The sequence below is a fragment of the Streptomyces sp. NRRL S-378 genome (assembly GCF_000720645.1).
In the GTDB taxonomy this organism is placed as follows: domain Bacteria; phylum Actinomycetota; class Actinomycetes; order Streptomycetales; family Streptomycetaceae; genus Streptomyces.
Window position 1 is genome coordinate 41,825 of sequence record NZ_JOBX01000002.1, and the last position, 26,021, is coordinate 67,845.

Genomic DNA, 26,021 nt, shown 5'->3' on the forward strand with positions numbered 1-26,021 from the left:
TCCCTTTCCGGCCGAATTTGCCGCGATTCGATCGTTGCCAGCAGGTCACCCTGGTGGATCGGCGTCTCACGCGTCGGATAGGGTCACCGCTGGCCCGGATGCCGGGTTGACGTCCGCAGCAGAAACACCCAACAGACCGCCCGGCTCGACGTGTGCGGCCGAGACTCCACGATGTGAAGGCCCTCAGTTGCCGCGGTGCTCGCACAGCCGCCGTTCTGGTCCGGTACCGGGGGATGAATTGAATACGCTTTCCGTCGTGATTCCGGCGCTCAACGAAGCGCCCAACCTGCCCACCGTGGTCAACTCGGTGCCCACGAGCGCGCTCCGCGCCCTGGGCTGGGAGACCGAGGTCATCGTCGTCGACAACGCCTCCACCGACGACACCGCCGCGGTGGCCGCCGCACTCGGCGCCACCGTCGTCTCCCAGCCGGAGCGCGGGTACGGCAACGCCTACCACGCAGGGTTCCGCGCGGCGAGGGGCGACGTCATAGCGACCGGCGACGCCGACTGCACCTACCCGTTCGACTCCCTTCCCGAGCTGCTGGGCACCCTGACGGAAGCCGACGTCGAGTTCATGACGACCAACCGGCTCCGCCGTGAGAACCGCTCGGCGATGAAGTGGTCCCACACCGTCGCCAACTACGCGCTGAGCGCTCTGAGCCGGGCCCTGTTCCGCAACGGACTGCGCGACTCGCAGTCCGGCATGTGGGTCTTCCGGCGCTACGTATGGGACGGCGTGGACGTGAAGTCGACCGGCATGGCCTTCTCCCAGGAGATCAAGAACGCCGCGACCCGGGCCGGCTACCGCTACCTCGAAGTGCCCATCGAGTACCGCAACCGCCAGGGCGAGGTGAAGCTCAACGCGCTGCCCGACGGGATGGCCAACCTGCGCCAGCTCTTCGAGCACCGCTTCCGCCGGTCCGGTGCGGAGCGCCCCGCGCGCTACGAACGGCGGCACACGCCGGCATGAGGAAGCGTCTGATCCGAGCGGCCCTGGTGGTCGCGGTCGTGGCCGGCCTGTGCGCGGGAGCCTGGTCGCTGCCGCCCGTGCGGACGGTCCTGCTGGACTCGTTCACCCGCCGGCAGGCCGCCTACATCGAGCTCTACTTCACCGAGAACCCGCGCTTCGACGGAGCGAGCGTCCTCGTTCCCTTCGCAGTGAACGACCACGGTTCCGGCGCCCGGTCGCTGGTCGCGACGCTCACCGTGGAGGCGGCGAACGGCAAGGTGCTGGTGACCGAGACCTACCCCGTCGAACCCCACCAGGGCGCCGCGGTCCCGGTCACGGCGCGGATCCGCGCCAAGGGGACCGACGTCGCCCTGGTCCGGGTCTCGCTCACCGGGCATCCCCAGACCCTTCACTTCCGCTTCGGCCGGCCCCCGGAACTCTGATGCGCACCGTTCTCCAGATCAGCCCGTACTACCCACCACACCTCGGCGGCCTCGAGCGCGTCGTGCTGCACCTGTCGCGCTGCCTCGCCCAACGCCACGACGTCCGCGTCGTCACCACCACGCTCGGCTCCGGCGGCGCGCCGCGGCGGGCCCGGGAGGACGGCGTCACCGTGCGCAGGCACCGCGCCACCGAGTTCGCCCACACCGCCATCGCGCCCGGACTCCTCGGCTCGCTCCTGGCCGCGCCGCGCGGCGCCGTGCTGCACGCGCACTGCGCGCACGCCCTGCTGCCGGAGACCGTGGCACTCGCCGCCCGGCTGCGCCGGCAGCCGTTCGTACTCCACTTCCACCTCGACGTGGACGCCAGCGGGCGCCTCGGCGGACTCCTGCCCGCCTACAAGAAGCACGTCTTCGGACGCGTCGCCCGCGCCGCCGCGGCGGTCATCGTGCTGACCGAGCAGCAGGCCCGCTTCGTCGAGGAGGCCTACCGGGTGCCGCCCGCGCGCGTGCACGTGGTGCCCAACGGCGTCGGCCCGGAGTTCTTCCGTCCCGCTCCTGCCCCCTCCCCGGTCCTCGCGGCCACCGCGACCGACACCCCCCGGCCCCTGCGGCTGCTCTACGTCGGCCGCCTCAGCGCCCAGAAGAACATCGCGCGCCTGCTCGACACGATCAGCCTGGCCGAATCCCCGCTCAGGCTCCGCGTCGTCGGCGGCGGGGAGCTCGACGCCGACCTGAGGGCCCGCGCCGCCGCACTCGGCCTCGGCGAGCGCGTCGAGTTCACCGGGCCCCTGTACGACGAGGACCTCCTCGCCGCCTACGCGGACGCCGACGTCTTCGTCCTGCCCTCCGACCGGGAGGGCATGCCCCTCGCCGCGCTGGAGGCCATGGCCGCCGCCCTGCCCGTCCTGGCCACCGATGTCCCCGGCAACACGGAACTGCTGCGCGGCGTCGGCCTGCTGGCCGCCCCGGACCCGGCCTCGCTCGCCGCCGCCGTGGACCGCCTGGCGTCCGACCCCGCCCTGCGCGGCCGGCTGGCCGGCCGCAGCGCCGAGCGGGCCCGCCGCCACACCTGGGAGGAAGTCACCCGGCAAGTGGAGCTCGTGTACCGGAAGGCAGGGATATGAACCCGCCCACGTGGCTGCGCGGACGGCTCGGCGTCCTGCTGAGCCTCGGCCCCGCCTGCGCCGTCGAGACGCTGCCCGGCGTCCCCGCCCTCCTGCTCGCGCCGGTCGGCCTGTGGCTGCTCTTCGCCGCGCCCGTCCTGCTGCTGCGCGGCCTCACCGACAAAGTGGTCTCCACCCGCAGCGGCTCCCTCCTGCTGGCGGCCGGTCTCGCCGTGCTCCTCGACATCCTCGTGGCGCTGGGCGTCAACACCGCGCTTCCGCTGCTCGGCGTGGAACGGCCCCTGACCCGGCTGGTCCTGGCCTCGGCGACCACCCTCGTGCTGCTCGTCCTCGGAATCCTCGCCCCCCAGTCACCCCGGCCCCTCCTGCGCGGCGCACCCCTGAGCGGCGCCCGCCCGGTGGCCTGGGCCGCCGGAATCGCACTGCTGCTCTCCGTGGCCGGTCCGATCAGGCTCAACAACGGCCTGGGCGGCGCCGTCAGCACGGCTGCCCTGGTCGTCGTCACGGCGCTGATCGTCCTCCTGCTGCTGCACCACGCACGGTGCTCCACGATCGTCCTGGAGGCCGGCATCTACGCCGCCTCCGCCACCCTGCTGCTGCTCACCTCCCTGCGCGGCTGGTACATCGCCGGGCACGACATCCAGCGCGAGTACCTCTACTTCCGCCTCACCCTCGGCGGCGGTTTCTGGGACATCTCCGCCTACACCGACCCGTACAACGCGTGCCTGAGCATCACCCTGCTCCCGGTGAGCATCTTCCGGCTCACGGGAATCGAGGACATCTACGTCTTCAAGGCCGTCCTGCCGCTGCTCTTCGCCCTGACCCCGGTGCTGGTCCACCGCGCGGTGCGCAACGTGGCGTCCCCGCTCGTGGCGCTGCTCTCCGCCGTGTTCTTCATGGCGTTCCCGACCTTCTTCACCGACATGCCGTTCCTGGGCCGGCAGGCCATCGCCTTCCTGCTCCTGGCCTGCGCGATGCTCGTCCTGACGGATTCCCGGCGCCCGCTGCCCCTGCGGCGCGCGGTGTTCACCGTGCTGCTCGCCGGAGTGGTCCTGTCCCACTACTCGACGATCTACGTCATCGTGGGGACCCTGGCGACCGCGTTCGCCGTGGACAAGGCCTGGCGGCTGGCCTCCCGGCCGGGCCGCGCCCATCCGCACCGCGCCGTCCGCCAAGGCCGGATGCGGACGTTCCTGACCTGGTGGACCGTGGCCGTACCGGCCGTTCTCGCCCTGCTCTGGGCCGGTCCCCTCACCCACACCGGCGGCCAGCTCCAAAGCACACTGCGCGTCGTCGCGAGCGACCTGTTCGGGTCCGGCGACGCCCGCGGAGGCTCCTCCGACACCCGCTACAGCCTCTTCGGCGGCGCCGGAGTGACCCCCGAGGAGCGGCTCGCCGAATACCGCGAGGACACCATCGACCACACCCGGGCCGACCGGGCCGACGGCAAGTACCTGCCGCTGGAGCCCCTCACGAAGTACCCCACGCCCGTGGCCGAGAAGGAGAACCTGCCGCTCACCGCCGCCGGCCGGGCGCTGGACACCGTCGGCCTGAGCGTGCCCGCCCTCAACGGCGTGCTCCGGCAGGCCGCCGCCCTGCTGCTCCAGGTCCTGGTCCTGGTCGGGTTCGTGATCGCCCTGCGCGGCCGCAACAGCCCGTTCACGCCCGTCCGCGACCAGACCACCCTGACCGTGGGCGCCCTCGCGATGATGGGCCTGTTCACCCTGGTGCCGCAGCTGTCGGTGGACTACAGCGTGCTCCGTGCCTTCCAGCAGGGCCTGTTGTTCTTCGCCCCGTTCATCGCCGCCGGAGCCCTGTGGGCGGTGCGCCGGGCCGGGCGCCGCGCCGTTCCCGTGCTGTGCGTCCTCGTCGCCGGGCTGCTGCTCGACCTGACCGGGGCCGTCCCCAAGGTACTCGGCGGCTACCCCGCGCAGCTCGCCCTCAGCAACTCCGGCCCCGCCTACGACATCTACTACCCGCACGCCGAGGACCGCCGGGCCGCCATGTGGCTCAACCAGCGGGCTGCGGGCGACGACCTCGTCGTACAGACCGACCGGTACTCCTTCAGCCGTCTGCAGACCCTCCTCACCGTCCGCACGCAGGACAGCGTCCACCCCGCGCTGCTGCGGTCCCAGTCCTACGTACTGCTCGGGTCCACGCCGACCCGCAAGGACGAGGTCACCGTATTCTTCCGGGGCGACCTCGTGACGTACCGGTACCCGCGCGACCTCCTCGACACCACACGCAACCTGATCTACAGCAACGAAGGGGCGGTGGTCTACCGATGAACCACGTCCGGCGCCGGCCCCGGGTCCTGCTCGTCAGCCACTACTACCCGCCGCATCTGGGCGGCATCGAGAACGTCGTCCGCAACGAAGCGCTCCACCTCGCCCGGCACGGCGCCGACGTCACCGTCCTCACCAGCGGCGACCACGCCGGCATCCACCACGAGGACGGCGTCCGCGTCGTCCGCGTCGCCGCGTCCAACGTGGTGGAGCGCCGGTCGGGCGTCCCCTTCCCGCTGTTCTCGCCGGCCCTGCTGCCCGTGGCCCTGCGCTGGGCCCGCCACGCCGACGTCGTCCACGTCCACGACTGCCTCTACGCCTCCTCCTGGGCGGCCGGACTCGCCGCGGCCGCCACCCGCACCCCCACCGTGGTGACCCAGCACGTCGGCATGGTGGCGCACCCCTCGGCCCTCGTACGCGCCGTCCAGCGGGCCGTCTACGCCGTTGCGGGCCGGCCCCAGCTCCGCCGCGCCCGCCGGGTGCTCACCGTCAACGCCGACGTCGCCGCGTTCGCCGGCAGGCTCGGCGCCCGCGCCGAAGCCCGCCACCACCTCGCCAACGGTGTGGACACCGGCCTGTTCCGGCCGGCCGCCGACGCCGCGGAGCGGGCCGCGGCCCGGGCGCGGCTCGGCCTGCCGGCCGGACGCACCCTCGTGCTCTTCGCGGGCCGGCTCGTCCCCAAGAAGGGGTACGACCTCCTCCTCGACGCCCACGCCGGCGACGCCGCATACGACCTGGTCTTCGCCGGTGACGGGGACGCCGCGGCCCTCGCCGGACGCTCCGGCGTCCACCACCTCGGCTCCCTGTCCGCCGAGGACCTCGCCGACGCCTACCGCGCGTGCGACGTGTTCGCCCTGCCCTCCACCGCCGAGGGCTTCCCGCTGACCGTCCAGGAGGCCATGGCCTCGGGCCTGCCCGTCGTCACGACCGACGACCCCGGATACGCCCCGTACGGCCTGGACCGCGGCGTCGCCCTGCTCGTGCCCCGTACCGTCCCCGCACTGCGCGCCGCGCTCGACGGCCTGGTCGCGGACCCCGCCGGGCGGGCGGCGACCGGAGCCGCCGCCCGCGCCTTCGCCGAGGCGTCCTTCGGCTGGGACCGGCACGTGACGGCGCTGCTCGGGCACTACGGGGACGCCGGCCGTGGGTAGGCACGCCCGGCCCGCGGACCAGATGTTCCGGAGCTCGTTCTTCCTGCTGGCGTCCACGGTCACGACCGCCGGGCTGAGCTTCCTCTTCTGGGTGGTCGTGGCCCGTTACTACCCGCCCGAGCAGGTCGGGCTGGCCACCTCGCTGATCTCCGCGACCTCGCTGCTCTCCTACCTCAGCATGCTCGGCCTCAACAGCACCCTGATCCGCTTCCCCGCCGAGGGCAGGGCCCGCAACGGCCAGATCACCCAGTCCACCGCCCTGGTGCTGCTGGTCTCCTGCGTCGCCGCCGGGATCTACCTGCTGGGGCTGCCCTGGTACGGGCACAAGCTGCTGTTCGTCCGCGACCACGCGCACCTCGCCGCCCTGTTCGTCCTGTCCTGCGCCTGTGCCTCGCTGAACCTCCTGGTCAAGTCGGTCTTCATCAGCGCCCGCATGGCGCAGTACAACGTGCTGTCCGACGGGATCCTCCAAGGCATCGCCAAACTCGCCGCACCCGTCGCCCTGGCCGGGTACGGCGCGGCCGGAATCCTCGGCTCGGCGGGCATCGGCTACGCCGTCGCCGGCGCCGCGGCCCTGCTGCTGCTCCGGCGCCGCCTCGGCTTCCGCTTCGACTTCCGCACCCGCGGCACCCGGCTGCGCGAGCAACTGCGCTTCTCCGTCGCCAGTTACGCCTCCAGCCTGATCAACCTGGCGCCCGTCCTGGTCACTCCGCTGATCGTGCTCCAGAAGCTGGGCGCCGCCGAAGCCGGCTACTACTTCGTCGCCTTCCAGATCGCCGCCCTCCTGAACTCCGTGTCCACCGCCGTGGGCGAGGCCGTCTTCGCCGAGGTCTCCTCCGACCCGTCCCGGTTCGGTGAACTCCTGCGCCGCTCCGCGAAGATCATCGCCGCGGTGCAGGTACCCGCCGTCGCCGTCGTCGCGGCCGGCAGCGGGCTGCTCCTGCTGGTGTTCGGCGGCGGTTACACCGCGGCCGCGAGCGGTCTGCTCACGGTGCTCGCCCTCGCCGCCCTCGCCGTCGCCCTCAACACCTGGGCGTGTTTCGGGCTGAAGCTGGCCCAGCGGATGAAGCAGCTCATCACCGCCAACGCAATCCTGGCGTGCACCACCATCGGCCTGGCCGTGTGGTGGGCGCCGCACGGGCTGGTCTGGGTCGGCTGCGCCTGGGGCATCGGCAACCTGGCCGCCGGCCTGTTCGCCACCGTCGCCCTGCTGCGCGGCCGGCCCTCCGCGCCCCGCCCGCCGGAACCGGACCTCGACCCCGGACCGGGCTGGTCCCCCGTCGACACCCTCCAACTGCGCGCCGTGCGCCTGCCCGGGCAGCCGGCCCCGCATCCGCCGGCCGCCGCCGCGCCGTCCGCCGCCCCACCTGCCGAGAGGTACCGCCCGTGAAGATCGTGGTGATCAACGCCTACGTCCGGGAGAACGCGGGCGACGCCGCGCTGCTCTCCGTCTGCCTGCGACAGGTCCGCGAGGCGTTCCCCGGCGCCGACGTCCGCGTCGCCGGCATGGAGGACCCCGCAGTCCACCCCGCATTCGAGGGCGCCCCGAACCTCGGCTCGATCCGCCGCCACGTCGCCGACGGCACCGCTTCGCGTTCCCGCCGGATCCTGCGGAAGGCGTACGTCGGCGCGGCCTCCGCCGGCCTCCTCCTGCTGCCCCGGTCCGCGGCCGGCCTCCTGCGCAGGGTCCTGCCCGCCGAGGCCCGGCGCGAGGCGGACGCGCTGGCCGGCGCCGACCTGGTGGTGTCCACCGGAGGCGGGTACGTCCTGGCCCGCCCCGGGCTCGACGGCCACCAGAACGTCTTCTTCGTCCTGCTGCCGGTGCTGCTCGCCCAGCGCGCCGGCGTGCCCGTCGTCTTCGCCCCGCAGTCCTACGGCCCGTTCCCCTCGTCCCTCCAGCGGCGCCTGGTCGCCCGCGCCCTCGGCCGGTCCCCGCTCGTCCTGGCCCGCGAGGACGTCAGCGTGGCCCAGCTGCGCGGCTGCGGCCTGCCCGACGCGGCCGTCACCCGGGGCGTCGACTCGGGCTTCGCGTTCGACCCGCCGCCGTCCTCCGACTGGCGGGCCCGGCTCGGCATCGCACCGCAGCAGCGGCTGGTCGGGGTCACGGCCAGGCGCTGGCTGGCCCCGGCCGCCCAGGACGCGTACGAACGGGCCCTGGCCGCGACGATCGACGCCGTCCAGGCCACCGGAGCGCGCGTCGTGCTGATCCCGCAGGTCAGCACCGATTACCTGAGCGACGACGACCGGATCGTGGAGCGCCGGATCGCCGCCCACTGCACCGCGGCGCCCCTGCTGATCGAGGACCGGGTGGACTACCGCGACCTCAAGGGCGTCTACCGCGAGTGCGCCCTGCTGATCGGCACCCGCTTCCATTCGGTGATCTTCTCCCTGACCAGCGGAGTGCCCTGCGTGGCCATCGAGTACGAGCACAAGACCCGCGGCATCATGGCCGACCTCGGCCTCGGCGCCCACGTGCTGGCCATCGAGGACGTCACCCATCCGCGGCTGTGGGCGCTGGTCGCACCGCTGCTCCAGGACGACTCCGGCTACCGCGAGCAGCTGCGACGCCGCCTGCCCGGATACGTCGCCGAGGCAGAAGGCTTTCCCGGCCTGCTGCGGGCCGCCCTGTGAACCCCCGCACGGTGGCCGTCGTCACCCCCTACTACCCGCCGCACCTCGGGGGCGTCGAACAGTATGCGTCCCGGGTCGCCCGGGCCGTGCACGAAGCGCCCGGCCTCGACGCCGTCGTCCTCACCAGCGGGCCCGGGCTGCGCACCCGTACGTGCCTGGAGGACGGCGTGCGGGTCATCCGGCTCGGCTCCTGGTTCCGGCTCTCCAACACCCCCCTGAGCCCCCTGTGGCCGCTCCAGCTGCGGTACTGGCTGCGCCGTACGGGCGCCGACGTGGTCCACGCCCACGCCCCCGTACCGGGACTCGGCGACATCGCCGTGGCCGTGGCGGGCCGCCGCCCGGCCGTGCTCACCTACCATGCCGGCTCGATGCGCAAGGGCGGCCCCGGCACCGGCGCCGCGGACCGCCTCATCGGCCTCTACGAACGCCGGGTCCTGCCCCGGGTGTTCGGCCGGGCCCGCGCCCTGGTCGCCGTGTCCCCCGTCTCCCTGGCCGCCGGGCGGCCCGGGGCCCTGGAGATCAGCCCGGGCGTCGACACCGCCCGTTTCACGCCGGGTCCGCCGCCCTCCACCCGCCCGCCGACGCTCCTCTACGTCGGACGCATCGACCGGTCCTCGGCGTGGAAGGGGGTCGATGTCCTCGTCCGCTCCCTGGCCGAAGTACCCGGTGCCCGGCTGCGCCTGGTCGGTGACGGCGACGCGGTCGCGGACCAGCTCGCCCTGGCCGCGTCCCTCGGCCTCGAGGACCGGGTCACCGCGTCCGGCGAACTGACCGGGCCCGACCTCGTCCGGGCGGTCCGCGAGGCGGCGGTGCTGGTCCTGCCCTCCGTGACGGAGGCAGAGTCGTTCGGCATGGTCCTCGTGGAGGCGATGGCCTGCGGCACACCGGTGGTCGGGTCGCGGGTCGGCGGCATCCCGTACGTCGTCGAGGACGGGCAGAACGGCCTGCTGGTCCCGCCCGGCGACCCCGGCGCCCTGGCGGGCGCCTGCAGGCGGCTCCTGGAGGACGGTGCACTGGCGGACCGGCTGGGCGAGGCGGGGCTGCGTACCGCGCGTGAGCGGTTCGCCTGGGACGGCCTCCTGGCCCGGTACGTGGACCTGTTCCGCTCGCTGTGACCGCCGGCCGGTCTCCCGGCACGGCAGACCGCTATCGGCGCTGCTTCTTCGCGTACTCCTCGATGGCGGCCCGGAGCGCGGCGAACGCGGGCTTCGCGGAGCCGTCGTAGCGGCGCAGCCCGTAGTACTTGGAATGGCTCTTGTCGTTGCCGGTGGCCGTGTCCTGATGGGCGAACCAGAACGCGGCGGCCACGTACTTGTCCTTCGCGGCCGTGGGCACGGTGTCGGTGGCGATCCGCGCCTGGAACTCCTCGCTGACGTGCGTGATGTTCTCCGTCCGGGACTTCTCGTCGGCGGCGGGGTTGCCCGGACCGTTGGTCGGCGCGCCCGTCTCGGTCAGCCACACCGGCATCCCGGCTGTCCCGTGCCGCTCGGCGACGCCGACCAGGTTCTCCCCGGCGCTGCTGATCTCCGTGAACACCTTGCCGTCGTGAGGGAGCTGGGGCCAGGCGTAGGGGTGGTAGCTGAGCGCGTCCACCACCTTGTTGCCGCCGAGCCGGCAGACCTGTTCCAGGAAGTCCAGGTGGGAGACGTACTTGATGGATTCCCAGGTGCCGACGGCGGCCAGGCCGCCCATCAGCACGTACGCCGTCGGGTCGGCTTCGCGCAGCGAGGCGGCGGTGGAGCTGAGCAGGGTGGTGTACGCCTTCGCGTCGGGCTTGGGGTACCAGAACTGGGGGAGGTTGGGCTCGTTCCAGACCTCCCACGTGTGCACGCCCTGGGGCGCGTAGCGCAGGGCGGCGAGCTTCGCGAACGCGGCGAACTTCTTGGGGTCGGCCGGCGGACACGTGGGACGGTGCCCCGTGCAGGACTCGGCCCGCGCCCACGCGGGCGTGTAGGCGACCGTGGCGAGGACGTCGAGGTTGCGTTCGCGGGCCGCCTTCACGATCCGGTCGAAGCGCTGCCACTGGTAGGTGCGAGGGCTGTCCGGCTGGATGTTGTTCCAGGACAGGTCCACCCGGATCCAGGTGGTGCCCAGCCCCACCGCGTCGTTGAGGGCGGCGGCCAGGCCGTCGTCGGACTTCCAGGTGAGGGTGTCGCCGTAGGAGACGCCGAGTCGCAGATCGTGCTCCTTGGGCGGCTCGGGCGGTCGCTGGAACCCGCCGGCGGGCCGCGCGTCGGCGTCCGACGCGGGACCTGTCGACGAGGCCGCCGCCACGACCGTCGCGGCGGTCGCCAGGACGAAGGAGACGAAGGCGACGATCAGCCGCTGCCGTGTACTCGAATGCCCCACCATGAGGTCACCCTAAGGCAAGCGTGCGGCGGCTCCTTTCCCGCCCCCGAGCCCTGCGCGAGCGTTCCGGACGGCCTGCCGCTGCACTTCGAGGGCCCCGCCGCGGGTACAGGGACCACGGCCGCGGAGTCAGTGCGTTCGGCTGTCCTTCCGGCCACCGCTCACCGACCGGCCGCCCCTGCTCACCCCGGCCCCCGGCCCCCGACGCCGACGGCGCGCCCGCCACCCGCACCGCCGCCCTCCACCGCTGGGACGCCCTCTGCTGATGCCGGGGAATTCCGTATTCCGCCCGGCACGCCCGGCAGTCCTCCTCGGTTTCCCGGATGTGGCCTGCATAACTTTTCCGAACGGGCCGATCGGCTCCGCTAACATGTTCGAGCGCACAGTGATCAGGTTGACATATGAACATCGGCTGAAAAATTGATATCTGCGGTAAAGCGAGTGTTTTCGCGAAAGGGCGGCGGAGCCGAGTCCGCCGTATGGCGCCGGCCACGCGTCGTTCTGTGGGTCGCGGCGAGCGCGGTGACCCTCGGATTCCTCGTCGCCCTGGAGATCGCCGCGCGCGGCTATGGCGTACCGGGGCCGATCACCGACCAGGCCCGGGAGGTGGTGTTCGCACCCAAGTCGGGCACGGTGCTCTACGCCAGCATGGCCCTGATGCTGGTGGTGCTCACCTGGCGGCAGCGGTTCATCGCGCTCGGCACCGCGGTCGGCATCGACCTCGTCTTCTGGCTCGTGCGGTGGGCGGCCGGCGCCGAGATGATGTACGGCAACGGCGCGCTCCTGGTCACCCTGGGCTGCGCCGTCGTCGCACTCACCCGCCGCACCGGCCGTGAGCGGACCCTGCTGCTCCAGGGCGTCGGACTGGCCCTGCTGCTGGTGACCGGCCGCAAGACCGGCTACACCTGGCTGCTGATCACGTCGAAGACCCGCCCGACGGTGCTCGACCAGTACGTGGCCACCGCCGACCAGGCGCTGGGCAACCCGTCATGGGTGGCGGGCCGGATCGTCGAGGCCACCGGGGTCGTGGGCTTCCGCGTCCTGGAGTTCGTCTACATCCAGCTCGCCGTGATGGCGGTCGTCGTCGCGCTGTACCAGCTGCGCCACGTGGCGGCCGAGCGCCGCTTCCCACGCCACCACCTGGTGCGCACCTTCCTGGCCATCGGGCTGCTCGGCCCGGGCATCTACATGGTCTTCCCGGTGGTCGGGCCGATCTTCGCGTACGGCGCCGACGGCGGGCAGTGGGCGCTGGCCGAGCTCTGGCCGCACACGCCGCCGCCGGTCACCACCCCGCAGCCGATGCTCTTCGACGAGTTCACTCCGCGCAATTGCATGCCCAGCCTGCACACGGCGTGGGCCACGGCGATCTTCATCCATTCCCGCAAGGCCCCCCGGGCCCTCCGCTGGGCGGGAACGTTCTGGCTGATCGCGACGCTCGGCGCGACCCTCGGATTCGGTTACCACTACGGCGCGGACATCGTCGCAGGCGTGGTGTTCACCCTCACCATCGACGCCGCGCTGCGCACCCTCGACCACGGCTGGGACCGCACGGGGATCCGGTTCGTCGCCCACGGCACCGCGGTCTTCCTCGCGCTCCTGCTGTCGTACCGCTTCCTGTCGATGGAGATGGCGGCGCTCCCGGGGGTGTACGGCCCGCTCGTCGTCCTGTCGATGGTCTCGGTGATCTACGGCTACGTGCGGATCACCAAGCGCTGGGACCGCCGGGCCGAGCCGGTGGCGCTGCCGCAGCAGCGGCGCGAGCCGCAGCCCGAACTGGTCTGAACGCACCGCGCGCGCCCCGGTGCGGCGGGGCGCGCGCGGACGGACGGCCGGCTCAGACGATGCCCTCGGCGATCTCCGCCTGCTCCCGGGCGTTGCCGTAGGCCGACGGCGTCCCGTACGAGCGCCGGGCGGCGTACCACCAGGCGCTGGCCAGGACGAGGACCACGGCCAGCGCGATCACCGCGTAGTTCATCGAGTCGATGGTGACCGGCGACTTCTGCGGCAGGCAGAACAGCACGGTGACCACGGCCACCCACACCACGGCGATCCAGCCGATCGGCTTGCTCCACCGGCCCAGGTTCCACGGCCCGGGCTGGAACCGGTTCCCGGCGCGCAGCCGCAGGTAGATCGGGATCGCGTAGGCCGGCGTGATGCCGATGACGTTGATGGCGGTCACGGCCCCGTAGGCGGTGGCGGAGTAGAGCGACGGGAGCGCCAGCACGGCCGCGACGGCGACGGAGAGCCATACGGCCGGGACCGGGGTCTGCGTACGGCTGCTCACCTTGCGCCACAGCGCGGAGCCGGGCAGCGCGTTGTCGCGGCTGAAGGCGAAGACCATCCGGCTCGCGGCGGCGACCTCGGCGTTGCCGCAGAAGAGCTGGGCGACGATCACGACGAGGAGCAGGGCGGTGGCGCCGCCGGACCCCAGCGCGTCGAGGAAGATCTGGGCCGGCGGGACCCCGGTGGCGGTGCCCTGGACGGCCGCGTAGTCCTGGATGGCGAAGGTGAGGCCCGCGAGCAGCGCGAAGCCGGCGATCCAGGAGACCCAGATGGCCCGCACGATGCCCCGGGCGGCGGAGACCGAGGCGTTGGAGGTCTCCTCCGAGAGGTGCGCGGAGGCGTCGTACCCGGAGAAGGTGTACTGGGCGAGCAGCAGACCGACCGCGGCCACGTAGAACGGGTTGGCCCAGCCGGTGTCGTTGACGAACTCGGTGAAGACGAACGAGGGCGACTGGTGCTGGTCGGGTATGAGGGCCAGGGCGCCCACGATCACGGCGACGCCGCCCAGGTGCCACCAGACGCTGACGGAGTTCAGCACGCTGACGAGGCGGACGCCGAAGAGGTTGAGCGCGGCGTGCAGCAGCAGGATGCACAGGAAGATCACGAACGTCAGGCCGGGGGTGGGCTCGACGCCGAACTGGAGGTTGAGGAAGGCGCCGGTGAACAGGGCGGCGCCGTAGTCGATGCCGGCGATCGCGCCGAGCAGGCCGAGCAGGTTCAGCCAGCCGGTGTACCAGCCCCAACGGCGCCCGCCGAGCCGGTCGGCCATGTAGTAGAGCGCTCCCGAGGTGGGGTACGCGCTGGTGACCTCGGCCAGGGCGAGGCCCACGCAGAGCACGAACAGGCCGACGCCCGCCCAGCCCCACAGCATCACGGCCGGGCCGCCCGTGCCCAGCCCGAAGCCGTAGAGGGTCATGCAGCCGGACAGGACGGAGATGACCGAGAAGCTGATGGCGAAGTTGCCGAAGCCGCCCATCCGGCGGGCGAGGACCGGCTGGTAGCCGAGCTCTCTGAGCCGTTCCTCCTCGTCCCGCCGGGGCGGGGCCTTGCTGTCCTGGCGGACGGTCGGCGCGGTGCGGGACATGGGGGAGTACCTCCGGGGGTCGTGAAGATCGGGGACGGGGGTGGAGCGGGTGGGGACTGCGGGGGGACACGGGGGTGGAGCGGTGGGGATACGGGGCCGCCGCGGGGCGGGGGCCGCGGAGTCAGCCCCGGGCCGCCAGGCTGCGGGTCCTGGCCCGCAGGAAGACCTCCATGGCCAGCTCCTGGTCGGCGGGGTCACGCGTCCGGTGCGCCCAGGGCAGGGTGGTCCAGTACCGGTCGATCGTGTCGAAGACCTGGGCCGCCTCGTCGAACCGGTGGGCCCCCCACAGCGCGTGGGCGAGGTGGTTCAGGTCGAGCGGGGAGGCGCGGCGCAGGTCGCTGTGGCGGAACCAGGTGTCGAGTGCGTGTCCGGCGTCGCGGACGGCGTCCTCGGCGACCCAGTGGAGGTCGAGCGCCTTCTCCTGGCCGCGTTCGCGGCGGTACCGCTCGACGCTCAGATAGAGCGGCAGGAGATGCACGGCGGACGCGGCCGGCGCCGAACCGGAGGCCCAGTGCACGAAGTTGGCGGCCTCGGTCAGCGGACCGGCCGTACCGGCGCACACGAACTGCAGCATCCGGTGGTACGCCTCGCGGTTGTGCGGGTCGCGCTTGTCGACCTGGGCGAGGATGCCCCAGGGGCCGAGGGGCAGCATCAGGGCGGGCGGCTGCTGCCGGTGCTCGTCCATCGAGCGGTGCTCGTCGAGCAGGGCCAGTGCGAGAAGGCAGACCCAGGGGACGGGGTCGGCGGGGCTCGCCTCGGAGGCGTCGCGGCAGGCGGCCCACGCCTCCTGCCACAGCTCGCGCGTGCGGGGGTGGCGCGCCCGGTGGGCGCGGACGGCGCGTTCCACGACGACGCGCGTGTGCATGACGGACGCGGCGACGCTGCGCGGTTCCTCGGACCGCCACGCCTGGACCACGTCGGATCCGGCGGCGACCGCGGCGAGCACCTGGGTGCGCTGGGTCCACAGCCCCCAGCCGTCCGTCCGGTCCAGTAACTGGGCCATCGCCACCCAGCGGCCGGTGCGCAGGTCCTGCACGGCCACCCGGAGGTCGTTGTCGTGGCCGGCGGGGTGGTAGACGGGCCGGAAGTCGCTGCCCGCCATCACCTCGCCCCGGTCGACGGGTAGCCGGGACGGGCGCGTCTTGCGGTGGTCGTCGTCATCGGTCCTCGCATCGCATGGCCTTCGCGCCTGGTGATCGGCGATCACTATAGAGTGACTGTGAGCGTTCGAGTCATGAAACTTTTTCGAATGCAAGTATCAAGCCACATACAAGATGTGAATTCGCGTCAGTCGGCCCGTTGCCCGCGCGGATGGATCTTGACGGGGCGGCGTCCGCTGGTGAAGTCTTCCGGCAGACGATCGCGCATGCCGACGCCAGGGACGGAGTGGTGATGACGGGCCCGGTGCTCGCTGTGGACCAGGGCACCTCGGGAACCAAGGCCCTCGTCGTCTGCCCCGTACGAGGGGTCATCGGCGCCGCCTCCGCCCCCGTACGGCCCCGGTACCTGCCGGGCGGCCGCGTGGAGGTGGACCCCCGCGAACTGCTGGATTCGGTCGTCGACGCGGGACGCGCCGCCCTCGCGGCGGCCGGCGAACCGGTCGCGGCGGTGGGCCTGGCCAACCAGGGGGAGACCGTCCTCGCCTGGGACCCGGCGAGCGGTGAGCCGCTGACCGAGGCCATCGTCTGGCAGGACCGCCGCGCCGAACCGATCTGCACCGAACTGGCCCCGCAGGCGGCGTCGTTGCAGGACCGGACGGGCCTGCCCCTCGACCCGTATTTCGCCGCGCCGAAGATGGCCTGGATACGCCGTCACCTCACCCGCCGCGGCGTCGTGACGACCAGTGACGCATGGCTGGTGCACCGGCTCACCGGCGCCTTCGTCACCGACGCGGCGACCGCCGGCCGCACCCAGCTGCTCGACCTCGACACCGTCGCCTGGTCACCGGCGGCACTGGACGCCTTCGGCCTCACCGGCGAGGCCCTGCCCGCGATCGTCGACGCGGACACCCGCGTCGGCACCACCACCGCCTTCGGACCCCCGCTGCCGCTGACCGGGCTGCTCGTCGACCAGCAGGCCGCACTGCTCGCCCAGCGCGTCACCGAACCCGGCACCGCCAAGTGCACCTACGGCACGGGGGCGTTCCTCCTCGCGCAGAGCGGCCCGCGCCCCCGCCGCAGCACCTGCGGACTCGTCGGCTGTGTCGCCTGGCGGCTCGGCGGCGGGACCAGCTACTGCCTGGACGGCCAGGTCTACACCGTCGCGTCCGCCGTCCGCTGGCTCACCGACCTCGGCGTGATCTCCGGGGCCCAGGACCTCGACGCCGTGGGCGGGACCGCCCCCGACGCCGGCGGCGTCACCTTCGTCCCCGCGCTCGCCGGCCTCGCCGCCCCCTGGTGGCGCGGCGACCTGCGCGGCTCGGTCACCGGCCTCGGCCTCGACACCACCGCCGGGCACCTTGTACGGGCACTGTGCGACGGCATAGCCGCCCAGGTCGCCGAGCTCGCCGACGCCGTCGCCACCGACCTCGGCACGCCGCTCGCCGCCCTGCGCGTCGACGGCGGCCTCACCCGCTCCGCCCTGCTCATGCAGGCGCAGGCCGACCTGCTGCAGATCCCCGTCGAGGTGTCCGCCCTCCCGGACGCCACCGCCCTCGGCGTCGCCGCCGTCGCCCGGCTCGGCCTCGACCCCTCCCTCACCGTGCACGAGGCCGTGCCCGAGTGGAAGCCGTCCGCCGTCTACGAGCCGAAGGCCCGCGCAGAACACGCCGCCGAGCGCCGCGCGCGGTTCCGGACGGCGGTGTCCTCCCTGCTCGACGGCCCGGCATGACCCTGACCCGGCGCGGCCCGCTGCCCGGCGGCGATCCGTACGACGTGACGGTCGTCGGCGCCGGCGTGGTGGGCTCTGCCATCGCCCGCGAACTGTCCCGCCTCCCCCTGCGGATCGCGCTGATCGACGCCTCCGACGACGTCGGCAACGGCACCTCGAAGGCCAACACCGCCATCCTGCACACCGGTTTCGACGCCGTGCCCGGCTCCCTGGAGTCCCGGCTGGTCCGCGACGGGCAGCGGCTGCTCGCCGCGTACGCGGCCGACAGCGGCATCCCGGTGGAACCGGTCGGAGCCCTGCTCGTCGCCTGGAACGAGGAACAGCTCGCGGCCCTGCCGGGGCTCGCCGACAAGGCCGTGCGCAACGGCTACCGCTCCGCCCGGATCCTCCCCGCCCACGAGGTACGGGCCCGCGAACCGGAACTGGGGCCCGGAGTACTGGGCGCGCTCCACGTACCGGACGAGTCCCTCATCTGCCCCTGGACGACCACCCTCGCGTATGCGACCCAGGCCGTGCGGGCCGGCGTCGACCTGCACCTCAACTGCCCCGTACGGTCGGTCGCCCCGGGCGGACCGCACACCCTCGCCACCGGCCGGGGCCCGCTGCGCACCCGGCACCTGGTCAACGCGGCCGGCCTGCACGCCGACGAGATCGACCGGTTCCTCGGCCACGAGGACTTCACCGTCACCCCCCGGCGCGGCCAGCTGATCGTCTTCGACGAACTCGCCCGCGGCCTCGTCCACCACATCCTGCTGCCGGTGCCCGACGCCCGCGGCAAGGGAGTGCTGGTCACCCCGACCGTGTACGGGAACGTCATGCTCGGGCCGACCGCCGAGGACCTGGACGACAAGACGGCCACGGGCTCGACCGCCGACGGGCTCGCCCTGCTGCGGGAGAAGGGCCGGCGGATCCTGCCGGCGCTCCTCGACGAGGAGGTCACCGCCGTGTACGCCGGGCTGCGGGCGGCCACCGGGCAGGAGGACTACGCCATCCGCGCCCATCCCGCCCAGCGCTACGTGACCGTGGGCGGGATCCGATCCACCGGCCTGACCGCCTCGATGGCGATCGCCGCGCACGTGGTCGGGCTGCTCGCCGAAGGCGGTCTGCCCCTGACCGGCGCCCGCGAACCGGAACCGGTGCGGATGCCGAACCTCGGCGAGGCCTTCCCCCGCCCGTACCGCGACGCGGCGATGATCGCGGCGGACCCGGAGTACGGCCGGATCGTCTGCCACTGCGAGCGCGTCACCCACGGCGAGATCCGCGACGCGCTCGCCGCGACCGTACCGCCCGCCTCGCCGGACGGCCTGCGGCGGCGCACCCGCGCCCGGGGCGGCCGCTGCCAGGGTTTCCACTGCGGGGCCGCGGTCCGCGCCCTGTTCGAGGAGGCCCGCCCGTGAACCGCACCGAGGCGCGGGTCGACGTCCTCGTCGTCGGGGCCGGCCCCGCCGGACTGGCCGTGGCCGCCCGGCTCGCGCGGGCCGGCGCCGGCCGCGTCGAGGTCCTCGAACGCGAGCAGGACCCGGGCGGGATGCCGCGCCACCTCCACCACGCGGGCTTCGGCCGGGCCCCGCTGCCCTGGCTGCGGGGCCCCGCCTACGCACGACGGTGGGTGCGGGCCGCCGCCGCCGCCGGGGCCGCCGTCCGCACCGGGGTCACCGCCACCGGCTGGGCCGGCCCGCTCCGCCTGGAGACCACGAGCCCGGCGGGCCTGGAACGGATCACGGCCCGGGCCGTCGTCCTCGCCACCGGCGCCCGCGAACGCCCGCGCAGCGCCCGGCTCGTCCCCGGCTCACGCCCGTCCGGAGTGCTGACCACCGGGGAGCTCTTCCGCTCGGTCCACGAGCACGGCCTGCCCGTCGGCCGGCGGGCCGTGGTGGTCGGCGCCGAGCCCGTCGCCCGCCACGCGGCGGCCACGCTCCGGCAAGCGGGCACGGACGTGGTGGCGATGGTCACGGAGCACCCGCGCGCCCCAGCCGTACCGGGGATCCCGCTGCTCACGGCGACCACGGTCGGCGAACTGCGCGGCCGGAGCCGGCTGACGGGCGTGGCCGTCCGCCACCGGGACGGCCGTACGGGCCTCCTCGCCTGCGACACGGTGGTCTTCACCGGCGACTGGATCCCCGACCACGAACTGGCCCGCCGCGGCGGCGTCCCCCTGGACCCCGGCACCCGGGGTCCCCGTGTGGACGCCGCCTTCCGCACGGCGGCCCCGGGCGTCTTCGCCGTGGGCAACGCCCTCCACGGCATCGAGAGCGCGGCCACCGCCGCCGCGGAGGGAGCCGCCGCGGCGGCCTCCGTACTCGCCCACCTCGCGGGCGACCCCTGGCCCGAGTCCGGCCCTCCGCTGCACGTCCGGGCCCCGCTGCTGTGGGTGACGCCCAACCGGATCACCGGCATCGCCCGGCGGCCGCTGCTCCTGCGTTCCGCGCAAGCGGTGACCACTCCCGTGGTGACGGTGGCCCAGGACGGCCGGACGCTGTGGCGGCGACGGTTCCCGGTGCCGGCGTCCCCGTCCCGCTCCCTCAGGCTCCCGCCGGACTGGACGGCCCGCGTCGACCTCGCGGGCGGGCCGGTCGTGCTGGCCCTCGGCTGACGCCGAGCCCGGCCCACTGCCGACAGGCACAGCCCGACGTCATCCGATCCCTGTCGTTTCCTCCGAAAGTCACCCCGGCCCCGGATTGGGGCGCCGCGCGGGGGGCAGGCGCCCCATGCCGTCGCATGCCGCGCATCGGCCCCGCGGACCCCACGCGCATCCGGAGGTACATGGTGTCCAGTACGGCTTTGACCCCGGCCCCAACCCTTCCGGGCCTGATCGCCCTCCCCGGTGTGTACCGGCCGCAGGCGGACACCCGGTTCCTCGCCGAGGCCCTCGACCACGAGAACCTGGGACCCGGCCGGGACGTGCTGGAAATCGGTACGGGCACAGGTGCGCTCGCCCTGCACGCCGCGAGCCTCGGCGCGCAGGTCACGGCGGTCGACGTGTCCTGGACCGCCCTGCTCACGGCCCGCCTGAACGCCCTGCGCCGGCGCCTGCCCCTGCGCCTCCTGCACGGCGACTTCGCGGGGCGCACCGCGGGGCGCCGTTTCGACCTGGTCTTCGCGAACCCGCCCTACGTCCCCGCCCCCGGGGACGGACCGCCGGCGCACGGGCCGGAGCGGGCCTGGGACGCCGGCCCCGACGGCCGCGCCGTCATCGACCGGATCTGCTCGAGGGCCCCGGCGCTGCTGCGGGCCGGCGGCTCCCTGCTCATGGTGCATTCGGGGATGTGCGGGGCCCAGGAGACCGTGGACCGGCTGTCCGGGGCCGGTCTGACCGCCGGGATCACGGCACGGACCGTCGTGCCGTGGGGCCCCGTCCTGCGCGGGCGGCGCGAATGGCTGGAACGGCGGGCGCTGGCGTCCCCGTACGAGGAGTGGGAAGAGCTGGTGATCATCCGTGCCGTGTCCGTCTGACAGTGCCGCGATTCCTGCCCGGAGGGTGTCCGTGGCCCCTGGGGGCCCCGTCCTCGTCGAGGGCCCGGTCGAGATCGCCCTCGACGACGGGACCGTCGTGCGGTCCGACCGGTTCGTCGTCGCCGTGTGCACCTGCCGTCGCAGCCGCACGTACCCGTGGTGCGACACCAGCCACCGCCCCAGGGAACGAGCCGTTCCGCCGACCGAGGACGGGAGCCCGCGATGACGGGTCACGACCGGAACATCCCGACGGCCACGGCCACGGCCACGGCCACGGCCACGGCTCCGGCTCCGGCTCCGGCGGCGGGTCCCGCCCTGGTCGAGGCGCGGGGCGAGCTGTCCCGGGCCGTGACCCGGGCGCTGCGGTCCGGCACCGCCCCCGGCTGCCGACCCGGAGCCGTGCTGCGGGCCGACCCCTGGGGCGAGGACCTGCAGCTCGCCCTCTACCTGCTCTACGAACTGCACTACGCGGGATTCGACGGGGTCGACGACGAACGGGAATGGGACCCCGACCTGCTGCGGCTGCGCCAGGCGATGGAAGCCCGGTTCCTGCACGCCCTGCGCACCGACCTGGCCGACGGACCCCGCTCGGTCGAGGACGCCTTCGCCCCGCTCCTCGTCGAGCCCGTCGACCTCTCGGGCAGCCTCAGCCACCACCTGGCAACCGAGGGCGAGCTCTGGCAGTTGCGCGAGTACGCGGCCCTGCGCTCCCTCTACCACCTCAAGGAGGCCGACCCGCACGCCTGGGTCATCCCCCGGCTGACCGGACGCGCCAAGGCCGCGATGGTCGCGATCGAGTACGACGAGTTCGGCGCCGGCCGTGCCGACCGCATCCACGCGCGGCTCTTCGCCGCACTCATGACCGACCTCCGGCTGGATCCCTCGTACGGCCGGTACCTCGACCGGGCGCCCGCCCCCCTGCTCGCGACCGTGAACCTGATGTCCCTGTTCGGCCTGCACCGGGCGCTGCGCGGCGCGCTCGTCGGGCACTTCGCGTGCGTCGAGGTCACCTCCTCACCCGGCTCCCGCCGCCTGGCGCGGGCCATGCGGCGCTGCGGGGCCGGGCCGGCCGCGGAACACTTCTACGCCGAGCACGTGGAGGCCGACGCCGTCCACGAACAGGTCGTACGCCACGAGGTCATCGGAGGCCTGCTGGCCGACGAGCCGGGCCTGGAGGCGGACGTCGCCTTCGGATGCGCGGCGACCGTCCTGCTGGAGGACCGGCTGGCGGCGCACATCCGCAGCGCCTGGTCCCGCGGCGACAGCGCCCTGCGCACCCCGCTGCCGGTGCCGTGAGGCGTCGCGGGCCCGCCGGGACCCGCCTTCGGGACACGCCTTCGGGATGACGGGACAACGGGACAAGCCGTCGGGATACGCGTGCGGCCGCCGACCGGGAACGGTCGGCGGCCGCACGCGTATCCGGGGCGAACCGGTCGGCGGGTCAGCCTTCGAAGGTGTCCTTGATCTTCTCCTTGGCCTGCCGGGCGTTGCCCTTGGTCTTCTCGGCACGCCCCTCGGCGGTCAGGCGTTCGTTGCCCACCGCGCGTCCGGCGGTCTCCTTGAGCTTCCCCTTGACCTGTTCGGCCTTGGCCTTGCTCTTCTCCTTGTCGGACACGTCTGATCACTCCCTGGAGATCGGCGCGGAGATGCGTCGTACAACGGGGCTTCTGACCGCGATCCCGGCCGGCAAACGCCGCGACATGACCGCCCGGGCGGGCGGGCGGTGGCAGGATGGGCGGAGGCAGGGCCGGAGGCCGAGGGGCCGGAGGGGAGCGGCACGTGGTGGGACTGGACGCGTTCACCGACGTACTCGACCACCCGATGTACGTGGTGACGGCGGCGGACGGGGACCGGCGGGCCGGCTGCCTGGTGGGCTTCGCCTCCCAGTGCTCCATCGATCCGCCCCGCTTCATGGTGTGGCTCTCCAGGGCCAACCACACGTACACGGTCGCCCGGACGGCCACCCACCTCGCGGTGCACGCCCTGCGCGACGACCAGAAGCCCACGGCCGAGCTCTTCGGCAGCCGGACCGGTGACGACACCGACAAGTTCGGACACCTCGCCTGGAGCCGGTCGCCCCACGCCCCCGCACCGGTCCTGGACGACGCCGCCGCCTGGTTCCTCGGCCGGATCGAGGAACAGGTCGACGGCGGGGACCACGTCGGATTCCTGCTCGCGCCCGTCGACGGCAGCCGCCCCGGCCCCGAGCGGCCGCCCCTGCTGCTCCTGAGCGACGTACTGGACCTGACGCCCGGCCACCCGGCCTGACCGGCGGCGGCCACCCGCCCGAACCACCCTGATTGCGGCCCGCACCGACCGCGCCGAGACTGGATCCGCGTGTGATCGGCAGCCGTGTGACCGGCATCCGCGCGTGATCAGCCAAGCAACGAACGGACGATGGGAGCAGACATGTCTGGATACGAGAACGGATTCGCCTGCGAAGCCGGTGCTCAGGACTTCACCGCCACGGCCCACCGGTACGGCAAGGGCAGGCGCACGGTCACGGTGAAGGGCACCTGCCAGTGCCGGACCCCCGGCTTCGAACTCAAGCTGACGCTGGCGTCCCCACCCATCGTCAAGGTTCCCGAGGAACTCCGCCTCGATCTGATCGAGGTCGCGCCGAGCGACAGCGTCGCGCAGGTCATCACGCCCACGGAGGTGGAGGGCGAGTTCGAGATCGACGACGAGGTCGAACGGGTCCTCATCCACAACCGGAACATCACCGTGCTGGTCAAGGAAGGCTGACGAAGGCCGACCGGAACCGCCGTACCGTGATCCCGCCGCACCGCTGACATCCGGTCAGGCGGGACCGCCACCGTGCCGCGCCGGCTTCCGAATTCACCCACACGGGTGAAAATGGGGGCCGGCCACGGACGTGTGTGGGGGGCGGCATGCCGGTGTTGCTCGTACGGGAGAACAGCCGCGGGCGCGGCTGGCCGGCCTACGTCGGGGCCGTCGGCCTGGGCGCCGCGGCCCTGGCCCTGGCCTCGCTGTGGACCAGCGGGGCGTGGGCCACGGGCATCGGCGCCGCCGTCACCACGTTCTCCGGGCTGGTCGCCGAGCGGCTGCAGCCGCAGCGCGGTGCGGCGGGAGACGGGGACGCCGCGTCGGCCGGAGCAGCAGCCCTGCTGCGTACGGCGGCGGGCCGGATCCCCACACTGCGGCAGGTCGACCGCCCCGAGTCGGCCGGCGCCCACCCCGCGGACGGACACCCGGCGGACGGCGGCCGGACCCCCGGCGCGCCCCCCGCCTACATCCGCCGAGACGTGGAACCCCGGCTGCGCGAGGCCCTCGGCCGGGCCGGGTTCGTCCTGCTGGTGGGGGAGTCCGCCGCAGGCAAGTCCCGGCTGGCGTACGAGACGGCCCGCACGCTCTACCCCCGTCACGCCTTCGTCCGCCCGCTGGGCAGGGCCGCGCTCCCGCAGGCGCTGCGCGTGGCCGGCACCCGGCGGCGGGCCGTGCTGTGGCTGGACGACCTGGAGGAGTTCCTCGGCGCGGGAGGGCTCACGACCGCCATGCTGGCCGCCCTGTCGGGTCCGGCGCCCGGGCGCCGGGTGGTCCTCGCGACCATGCGCACCCAGGAGTACCGGCGTTTCGACGCCCGCGAGGAGAGCCGGCTGACGGGCTCCGACCGGGACGCCTGGCGCACCCAGCGGGAGGTGCTCCGGCAGGCGGAGGTGGTACGGCTGGCCCGGCACTGGTCGGCCGGGGAGCGCCGGCGGGCCGCCGCCCACGTGCAGGACCCGCGGATCGTCGCGGCGTTACGGGCGGGTGAGCGCTTCGGCATCGCGGAAGTCCTCGCGGCGGGACCTGAGTTGCTCGCCTCCTGGCACAACGCCTGGACACCCGGCGCCAATCCGCGCGGCGCGGCCGTGGTCGCGGCCGCCGTGGACTGCCGGCGGGCCGGACTGCGCAGCCCGGTCGGCCGGGACCGGCTGCGCGAACTGCACCGGCCGTACCTGGTGGAGCGCGGCGGCGGCGACCTCCAGCCGGAACCCTTCGACGAGGCGATGACCTGGGCCTGCGCGGCGGTCTACGCCACCAGCGGCCTGCTCGTCGGCAACTACACCCAGGGCTACACGGCCTTCGACTACCTGCTCGACGCGCCGGGCCTGGCCCCGGTACCGGAGCACCTGTGGCAGGGGCTCGTCGGCCGGGTGACACCGGCCGAGGCGTATGACATGGGCCTGCTGGCCCACCAGGTGGGGCGGCCGAGGCGGGCCGCCGAGGCGCTGTCCCGGGCCCGGCTCGGCGGCGTCCCCGGCGCGGACTTCCTGCTGGCCATCACGATCGGCGACGCCGGGCGGCCGCGCCGGGCCGCCGCCGACCTCGCCGGGATCGTCCGGCGGCGCCAGGACCGGCTGGGTCCCGGCCATCCCGACACCCTCGCGGCCCGGCACCAGCTGGCCTTCTTCACCGGGGAGGCCGGCAACCCGCACGCCGCGGCCGGCCGGTTCGCCGCCCTGGCCGCCGATGCGGCGTCCGTCCTCGGCGCCGACCACCCCGACACCCTGGCGGCGCGTCACGAACTGGCCTACTTCACGGGTGAGTCGGGCGCCCCGGCCGAGGCTGCCAGGCAGTTGGCCCGGCTGCTCGCCGACCGGCTGCGGGTGCAGGGCCCGGAGGACCCCCAGGTGCTGGCCACCCGGCGCAGCCTGATCTGGTACCGGGCCGGTGAACCGGACGGCGCCGAGGAGCAGTTGGCCGAGCTCCAGGCCGACGCGGAGCGCTGCCTCGGTCCCGACGACCCGCACACCCTAGCCGTCCGCAGCAGCCGCGCCGCCTTCGCGGCCCGGGCGGGCCGGACCGCCGAGGCCGTGACGGCCTGGGAGTCGCTGGTGGCCGACCGCACCCGCGTCATGGGCCCCGACCACCCGCACACGATCTACGCCCGGCTGGAATGGGCCCGGGCGCTGGCCTCCTCGGCCCGTACCGGGGAGGCCCGGTCCCTGCTGACCCTGACCCTCGGCGACGCCCGCCCCCTGTTGGAGCCGGGCCACCGCCATCTGCGCCTGGCACGGGAACTGCTGGGCGGCCTCCCGCCGGCCGGACGGCACCCGGTGTGACCCGGGCCGCCCGCGCAGGGAAGGCCCCGGGCCGCCAGGGACGGCCATGGCAGCGCGAGCAGCAGCAGCGCCGCCGGCGTCGGCGGCCGGGCGGTGAGGAGCCTTCGGCCCGCACCCCGGTCCGGCACCGGCACGGCCGCCGCCGGGGCAGCGGCAGGAGCGCGCGGCGGGTCCGGTGGGGACCGGCCTCCAGGTGGCTGACGCCGGTTCCCGGCAGCAGTGGCCGCAGACCTGGGCCGGGCCCCGTGGGCCGGGCCCGGTGCGGGCTCGCATGCTCGGGAAGAGATGGTGCTCGATCTGGTGGTTCAGGCCGCCCGGGACGCGTCGGTGAAGAGCCCGCCCCGCCCTCCGCGGGAGTTCAGCACCCGGCGGCG

General features: G+C 74.0%; 22 protein-coding genes. 18 read left to right on the plus strand and 4 right to left on the minus strand.

The features are described 5' to 3' along the window. The first annotated feature begins 256 nt into the window (after positions 1-256). From IH80_RS0102070 to IH80_RS0102105, 8 genes are read left to right on the plus strand one after another with little or no spacing between them, the layout of a single operon-like run. Positions 257-970 (plus strand): glycosyltransferase family 2 protein, encoded by a 714-nt coding sequence (locus tag IH80_RS0102070; protein ID WP_051808658.1) that lies wholly within the window; start codon positions 257-259, stop codon positions 968-970. Beyond that, positions 967-1,392, plus strand: a complete 426-nt coding sequence (locus tag IH80_RS0102075) for a hypothetical protein (protein WP_158943244.1) — start codon at positions 967-969, stop codon at positions 1,390-1,392. Before IH80_RS0102070 ends, IH80_RS0102075 begins: the two co-directional genes overlap by 4 nt. Further along, a complete protein-coding gene (locus IH80_RS0102080; protein WP_030957149.1) occupies positions 1,392-2,516 on the plus strand; it encodes a glycosyltransferase family 4 protein in 1,125 nt (374 codons plus the stop codon). The genes IH80_RS0102075 and IH80_RS0102080 overlap by 1 nt, the downstream gene beginning before the upstream one ends. After that, positions 2,513-4,804, plus strand: a complete 2,292-nt coding sequence (locus tag IH80_RS0102085; RefSeq protein ID WP_030957150.1) for a DUF2206 domain-containing protein — start codon at positions 2,513-2,515, stop codon at positions 4,802-4,804. Before IH80_RS0102080 ends, IH80_RS0102085 begins: the two co-directional genes overlap by 4 nt. Beyond that, positions 4,801-5,952 carry a glycosyltransferase family 4 protein gene (locus IH80_RS0102090; RefSeq protein ID WP_030957151.1) on the plus strand — a complete coding sequence of 384 codons (1,152 nt, stop codon included), beginning with the start codon at positions 4,801-4,803 and terminating at the stop codon, positions 5,950-5,952. Before IH80_RS0102085 ends, IH80_RS0102090 begins: the two co-directional genes overlap by 4 nt. Next, positions 5,945-7,342 carry a lipopolysaccharide biosynthesis protein gene (locus IH80_RS0102095; protein WP_158943253.1) on the plus strand — a complete coding sequence of 466 codons (1,398 nt, stop codon included), beginning with the start codon at positions 5,945-5,947 and terminating at the stop codon, positions 7,340-7,342. The genes IH80_RS0102090 and IH80_RS0102095 overlap by 8 nt, the downstream gene beginning before the upstream one ends. After that, positions 7,339-8,583 (plus strand): polysaccharide pyruvyl transferase family protein, encoded by a 1,245-nt coding sequence (locus tag IH80_RS0102100; RefSeq protein ID WP_030957154.1) that lies wholly within the window; start codon positions 7,339-7,341, stop codon positions 8,581-8,583. Before IH80_RS0102095 ends, IH80_RS0102100 begins: the two co-directional genes overlap by 4 nt. Next, positions 8,580-9,698 carry a glycosyltransferase family 4 protein gene (locus IH80_RS0102105; protein WP_030957156.1) on the plus strand — a complete coding sequence of 373 codons (1,119 nt, stop codon included), beginning with the start codon at positions 8,580-8,582 and terminating at the stop codon, positions 9,696-9,698. Before IH80_RS0102100 ends, IH80_RS0102105 begins: the two co-directional genes overlap by 4 nt. A 31-nt stretch (positions 9,699-9,729) precedes the next feature. Here IH80_RS0102105 and IH80_RS0102110 read toward each other — a convergent pair whose 3' ends face one another. Then, positions 9,730-10,935 carry a cellulase family glycosylhydrolase gene (locus tag IH80_RS0102110; RefSeq protein ID WP_030957157.1) on the minus strand — a complete coding sequence of 402 codons (1,206 nt, stop codon included), beginning with the start codon at positions 10,933-10,935 and terminating at the stop codon, positions 9,730-9,732. Positions 10,936-11,373: 438 nt separating this feature from the next. Here IH80_RS0102110 and IH80_RS0102115 point away from each other — a divergent pair, with 438 nt between their 5' ends. Beyond that, a complete protein-coding gene (locus tag IH80_RS0102115; protein WP_051808661.1) occupies positions 11,374-12,714 on the plus strand; it encodes a phosphatase PAP2 family protein in 1,341 nt (446 codons plus the stop codon). A 52-nt stretch (positions 12,715-12,766) separates the two neighbouring features. On the opposite strand, the gene IH80_RS0102120 is transcribed toward IH80_RS0102115, so the two are convergent. Next, positions 12,767-14,299 (minus strand): amino acid permease, encoded by a 1,533-nt coding sequence (locus IH80_RS0102120; RefSeq protein ID WP_030957160.1) that lies wholly within the window; start codon positions 14,297-14,299, stop codon positions 12,767-12,769. Between the two features lie 121 nt (positions 14,300-14,420). Beyond that, the gene (locus IH80_RS0102125; protein ID WP_030957161.1) at positions 14,421-15,401 is read right to left on the minus strand and encodes a hypothetical protein; all 981 of its coding nucleotides are present in this window, start codon (positions 15,399-15,401) and stop codon (positions 14,421-14,423) included. A gap of 290 nt (positions 15,402-15,691) precedes the next feature. On the opposite strand from IH80_RS0102125, the gene IH80_RS0102130 reads away from it, so the two are divergent. The 6 genes from IH80_RS0102130 (at position 15,692) to IH80_RS0102155 (ending at position 21,877) form a co-directional block, all read left to right on the plus strand. After that, entirely contained in the window at positions 15,692-17,128 is a 1,437-nt protein-coding gene (locus tag IH80_RS0102130) for an FGGY family carbohydrate kinase (RefSeq protein ID WP_030957163.1), read from the plus strand. After that, positions 17,125-18,525 carry an FAD-dependent oxidoreductase gene (locus IH80_RS0102135; protein WP_030957165.1) on the plus strand — a complete coding sequence of 467 codons (1,401 nt, stop codon included), beginning with the start codon at positions 17,125-17,127 and terminating at the stop codon, positions 18,523-18,525. Before IH80_RS0102130 ends, IH80_RS0102135 begins: the two co-directional genes overlap by 4 nt. Continuing rightward, positions 18,522-19,721 carry an NAD(P)/FAD-dependent oxidoreductase gene (locus tag IH80_RS0102140; RefSeq protein WP_030957167.1) on the plus strand — a complete coding sequence of 400 codons (1,200 nt, stop codon included), beginning with the start codon at positions 18,522-18,524 and terminating at the stop codon, positions 19,719-19,721. The genes IH80_RS0102135 and IH80_RS0102140 overlap by 4 nt, the downstream gene beginning before the upstream one ends. A 170-nt stretch (positions 19,722-19,891) precedes the next feature. Then, positions 19,892-20,581 carry a HemK2/MTQ2 family protein methyltransferase gene (locus tag IH80_RS0102145; RefSeq protein WP_030957169.1) on the plus strand — a complete coding sequence of 230 codons (690 nt, stop codon included), beginning with the start codon at positions 19,892-19,894 and terminating at the stop codon, positions 20,579-20,581. Between the two features lie 31 nt (positions 20,582-20,612). Then, entirely contained in the window at positions 20,613-20,807 is a 195-nt protein-coding gene (locus tag IH80_RS38740; RefSeq protein ID WP_037878628.1) for a CDGSH iron-sulfur domain-containing protein, read from the plus strand. Continuing rightward, on the plus strand, positions 20,804-21,877 hold the full coding sequence (locus IH80_RS0102155; protein WP_051808663.1) for an iron-containing redox enzyme family protein: 1,074 nt from the start codon (positions 20,804-20,806) through the stop codon (positions 21,875-21,877). Before IH80_RS38740 ends, IH80_RS0102155 begins: the two co-directional genes overlap by 4 nt. Positions 21,878-22,022: 145 nt before the next feature. Here the strand turns inward: IH80_RS0102155 and IH80_RS41750 are convergent, their stop codons facing one another. Next, positions 22,023-22,196 carry a CsbD family protein gene (locus IH80_RS41750; protein WP_078906276.1) on the minus strand — a complete coding sequence of 58 codons (174 nt, stop codon included), beginning with the start codon at positions 22,194-22,196 and terminating at the stop codon, positions 22,023-22,025. 164 nt (positions 22,197-22,360) lie between these two features. Between IH80_RS41750 and IH80_RS0102165 the strand changes: the two genes are divergently transcribed. From IH80_RS0102165 to IH80_RS46780, 3 genes are all read left to right on the plus strand, one after another. Further along, on the plus strand, positions 22,361-22,849 hold the full coding sequence (locus IH80_RS0102165; RefSeq protein ID WP_234432083.1) for a flavin reductase family protein: 489 nt from the start codon (positions 22,361-22,363) through the stop codon (positions 22,847-22,849). Positions 22,850-22,990: 141 nt separating this feature from the next. Continuing rightward, complete coding sequence (locus IH80_RS0102170; RefSeq protein ID WP_030957175.1) at positions 22,991-23,326, plus strand: hypothetical protein; 336 nt, start codon at positions 22,991-22,993, stop codon at positions 23,324-23,326. Between the two features lie 146 nt (positions 23,327-23,472). After that, the gene (locus IH80_RS46780; protein ID WP_051808667.1) at positions 23,473-25,647 is read left to right on the plus strand and encodes a tetratricopeptide repeat protein; all 2,175 of its coding nucleotides are present in this window, start codon (positions 23,473-23,475) and stop codon (positions 25,645-25,647) included. The last annotated feature ends 374 nt before the right edge of the window (positions 25,648-26,021 follow it).

Coding starts and splice junctions, on each gene's coding strand:
- IH80_RS0102075 (WP_158943244.1), top strand. CDS start 967: ATGAGGAAGCGTCTGATCCGAGCGGCCCTGGTGGTCGCGGTCGTGGCC.
- IH80_RS0102080 (WP_030957149.1), top strand. CDS start 1,392: ATGCGCACCGTTCTCCAGATCAGCCCGTACTACCCACCACACCTCGGC.
- IH80_RS0102085 (WP_030957150.1), top strand. CDS start 2,513: ATGAACCCGCCCACGTGGCTGCGCGGACGGCTCGGCGTCCTGCTGAGC.
- IH80_RS0102090 (WP_030957151.1), top strand. CDS start 4,801: ATGAACCACGTCCGGCGCCGGCCCCGGGTCCTGCTCGTCAGCCACTAC.
- IH80_RS0102110 (WP_030957157.1), bottom strand. CDS start 10,935: ATGGTGGGGCATTCGAGTACACGGCAGCGGCTGATCGTCGCCTTCGTC.
- IH80_RS0102120 (WP_030957160.1), bottom strand. CDS start 14,299: ATGTCCCGCACCGCGCCGACCGTCCGCCAGGACAGCAAGGCCCCGCCC.
- IH80_RS0102125 (WP_030957161.1), bottom strand. CDS start 15,401: ATGGCGGGCAGCGACTTCCGGCCCGTCTACCACCCCGCCGGCCACGAC.
- IH80_RS0102130 (WP_030957163.1), top strand. CDS start 15,692: ATGACGGGCCCGGTGCTCGCTGTGGACCAGGGCACCTCGGGAACCAAG.
- IH80_RS0102135 (WP_030957165.1), top strand. CDS start 17,125: ATGACCCTGACCCGGCGCGGCCCGCTGCCCGGCGGCGATCCGTACGAC.
- IH80_RS0102145 (WP_030957169.1), top strand. CDS start 19,892: ATGGTGTCCAGTACGGCTTTGACCCCGGCCCCAACCCTTCCGGGCCTG.
- IH80_RS0102155 (WP_051808663.1), top strand. CDS start 20,804: ATGACGGGTCACGACCGGAACATCCCGACGGCCACGGCCACGGCCACG.
- IH80_RS0102170 (WP_030957175.1), top strand. CDS start 22,991: ATGTCTGGATACGAGAACGGATTCGCCTGCGAAGCCGGTGCTCAGGAC.
- IH80_RS46780 (WP_051808667.1), top strand. CDS start 23,473: ATGCCGGTGTTGCTCGTACGGGAGAACAGCCGCGGGCGCGGCTGGCCG.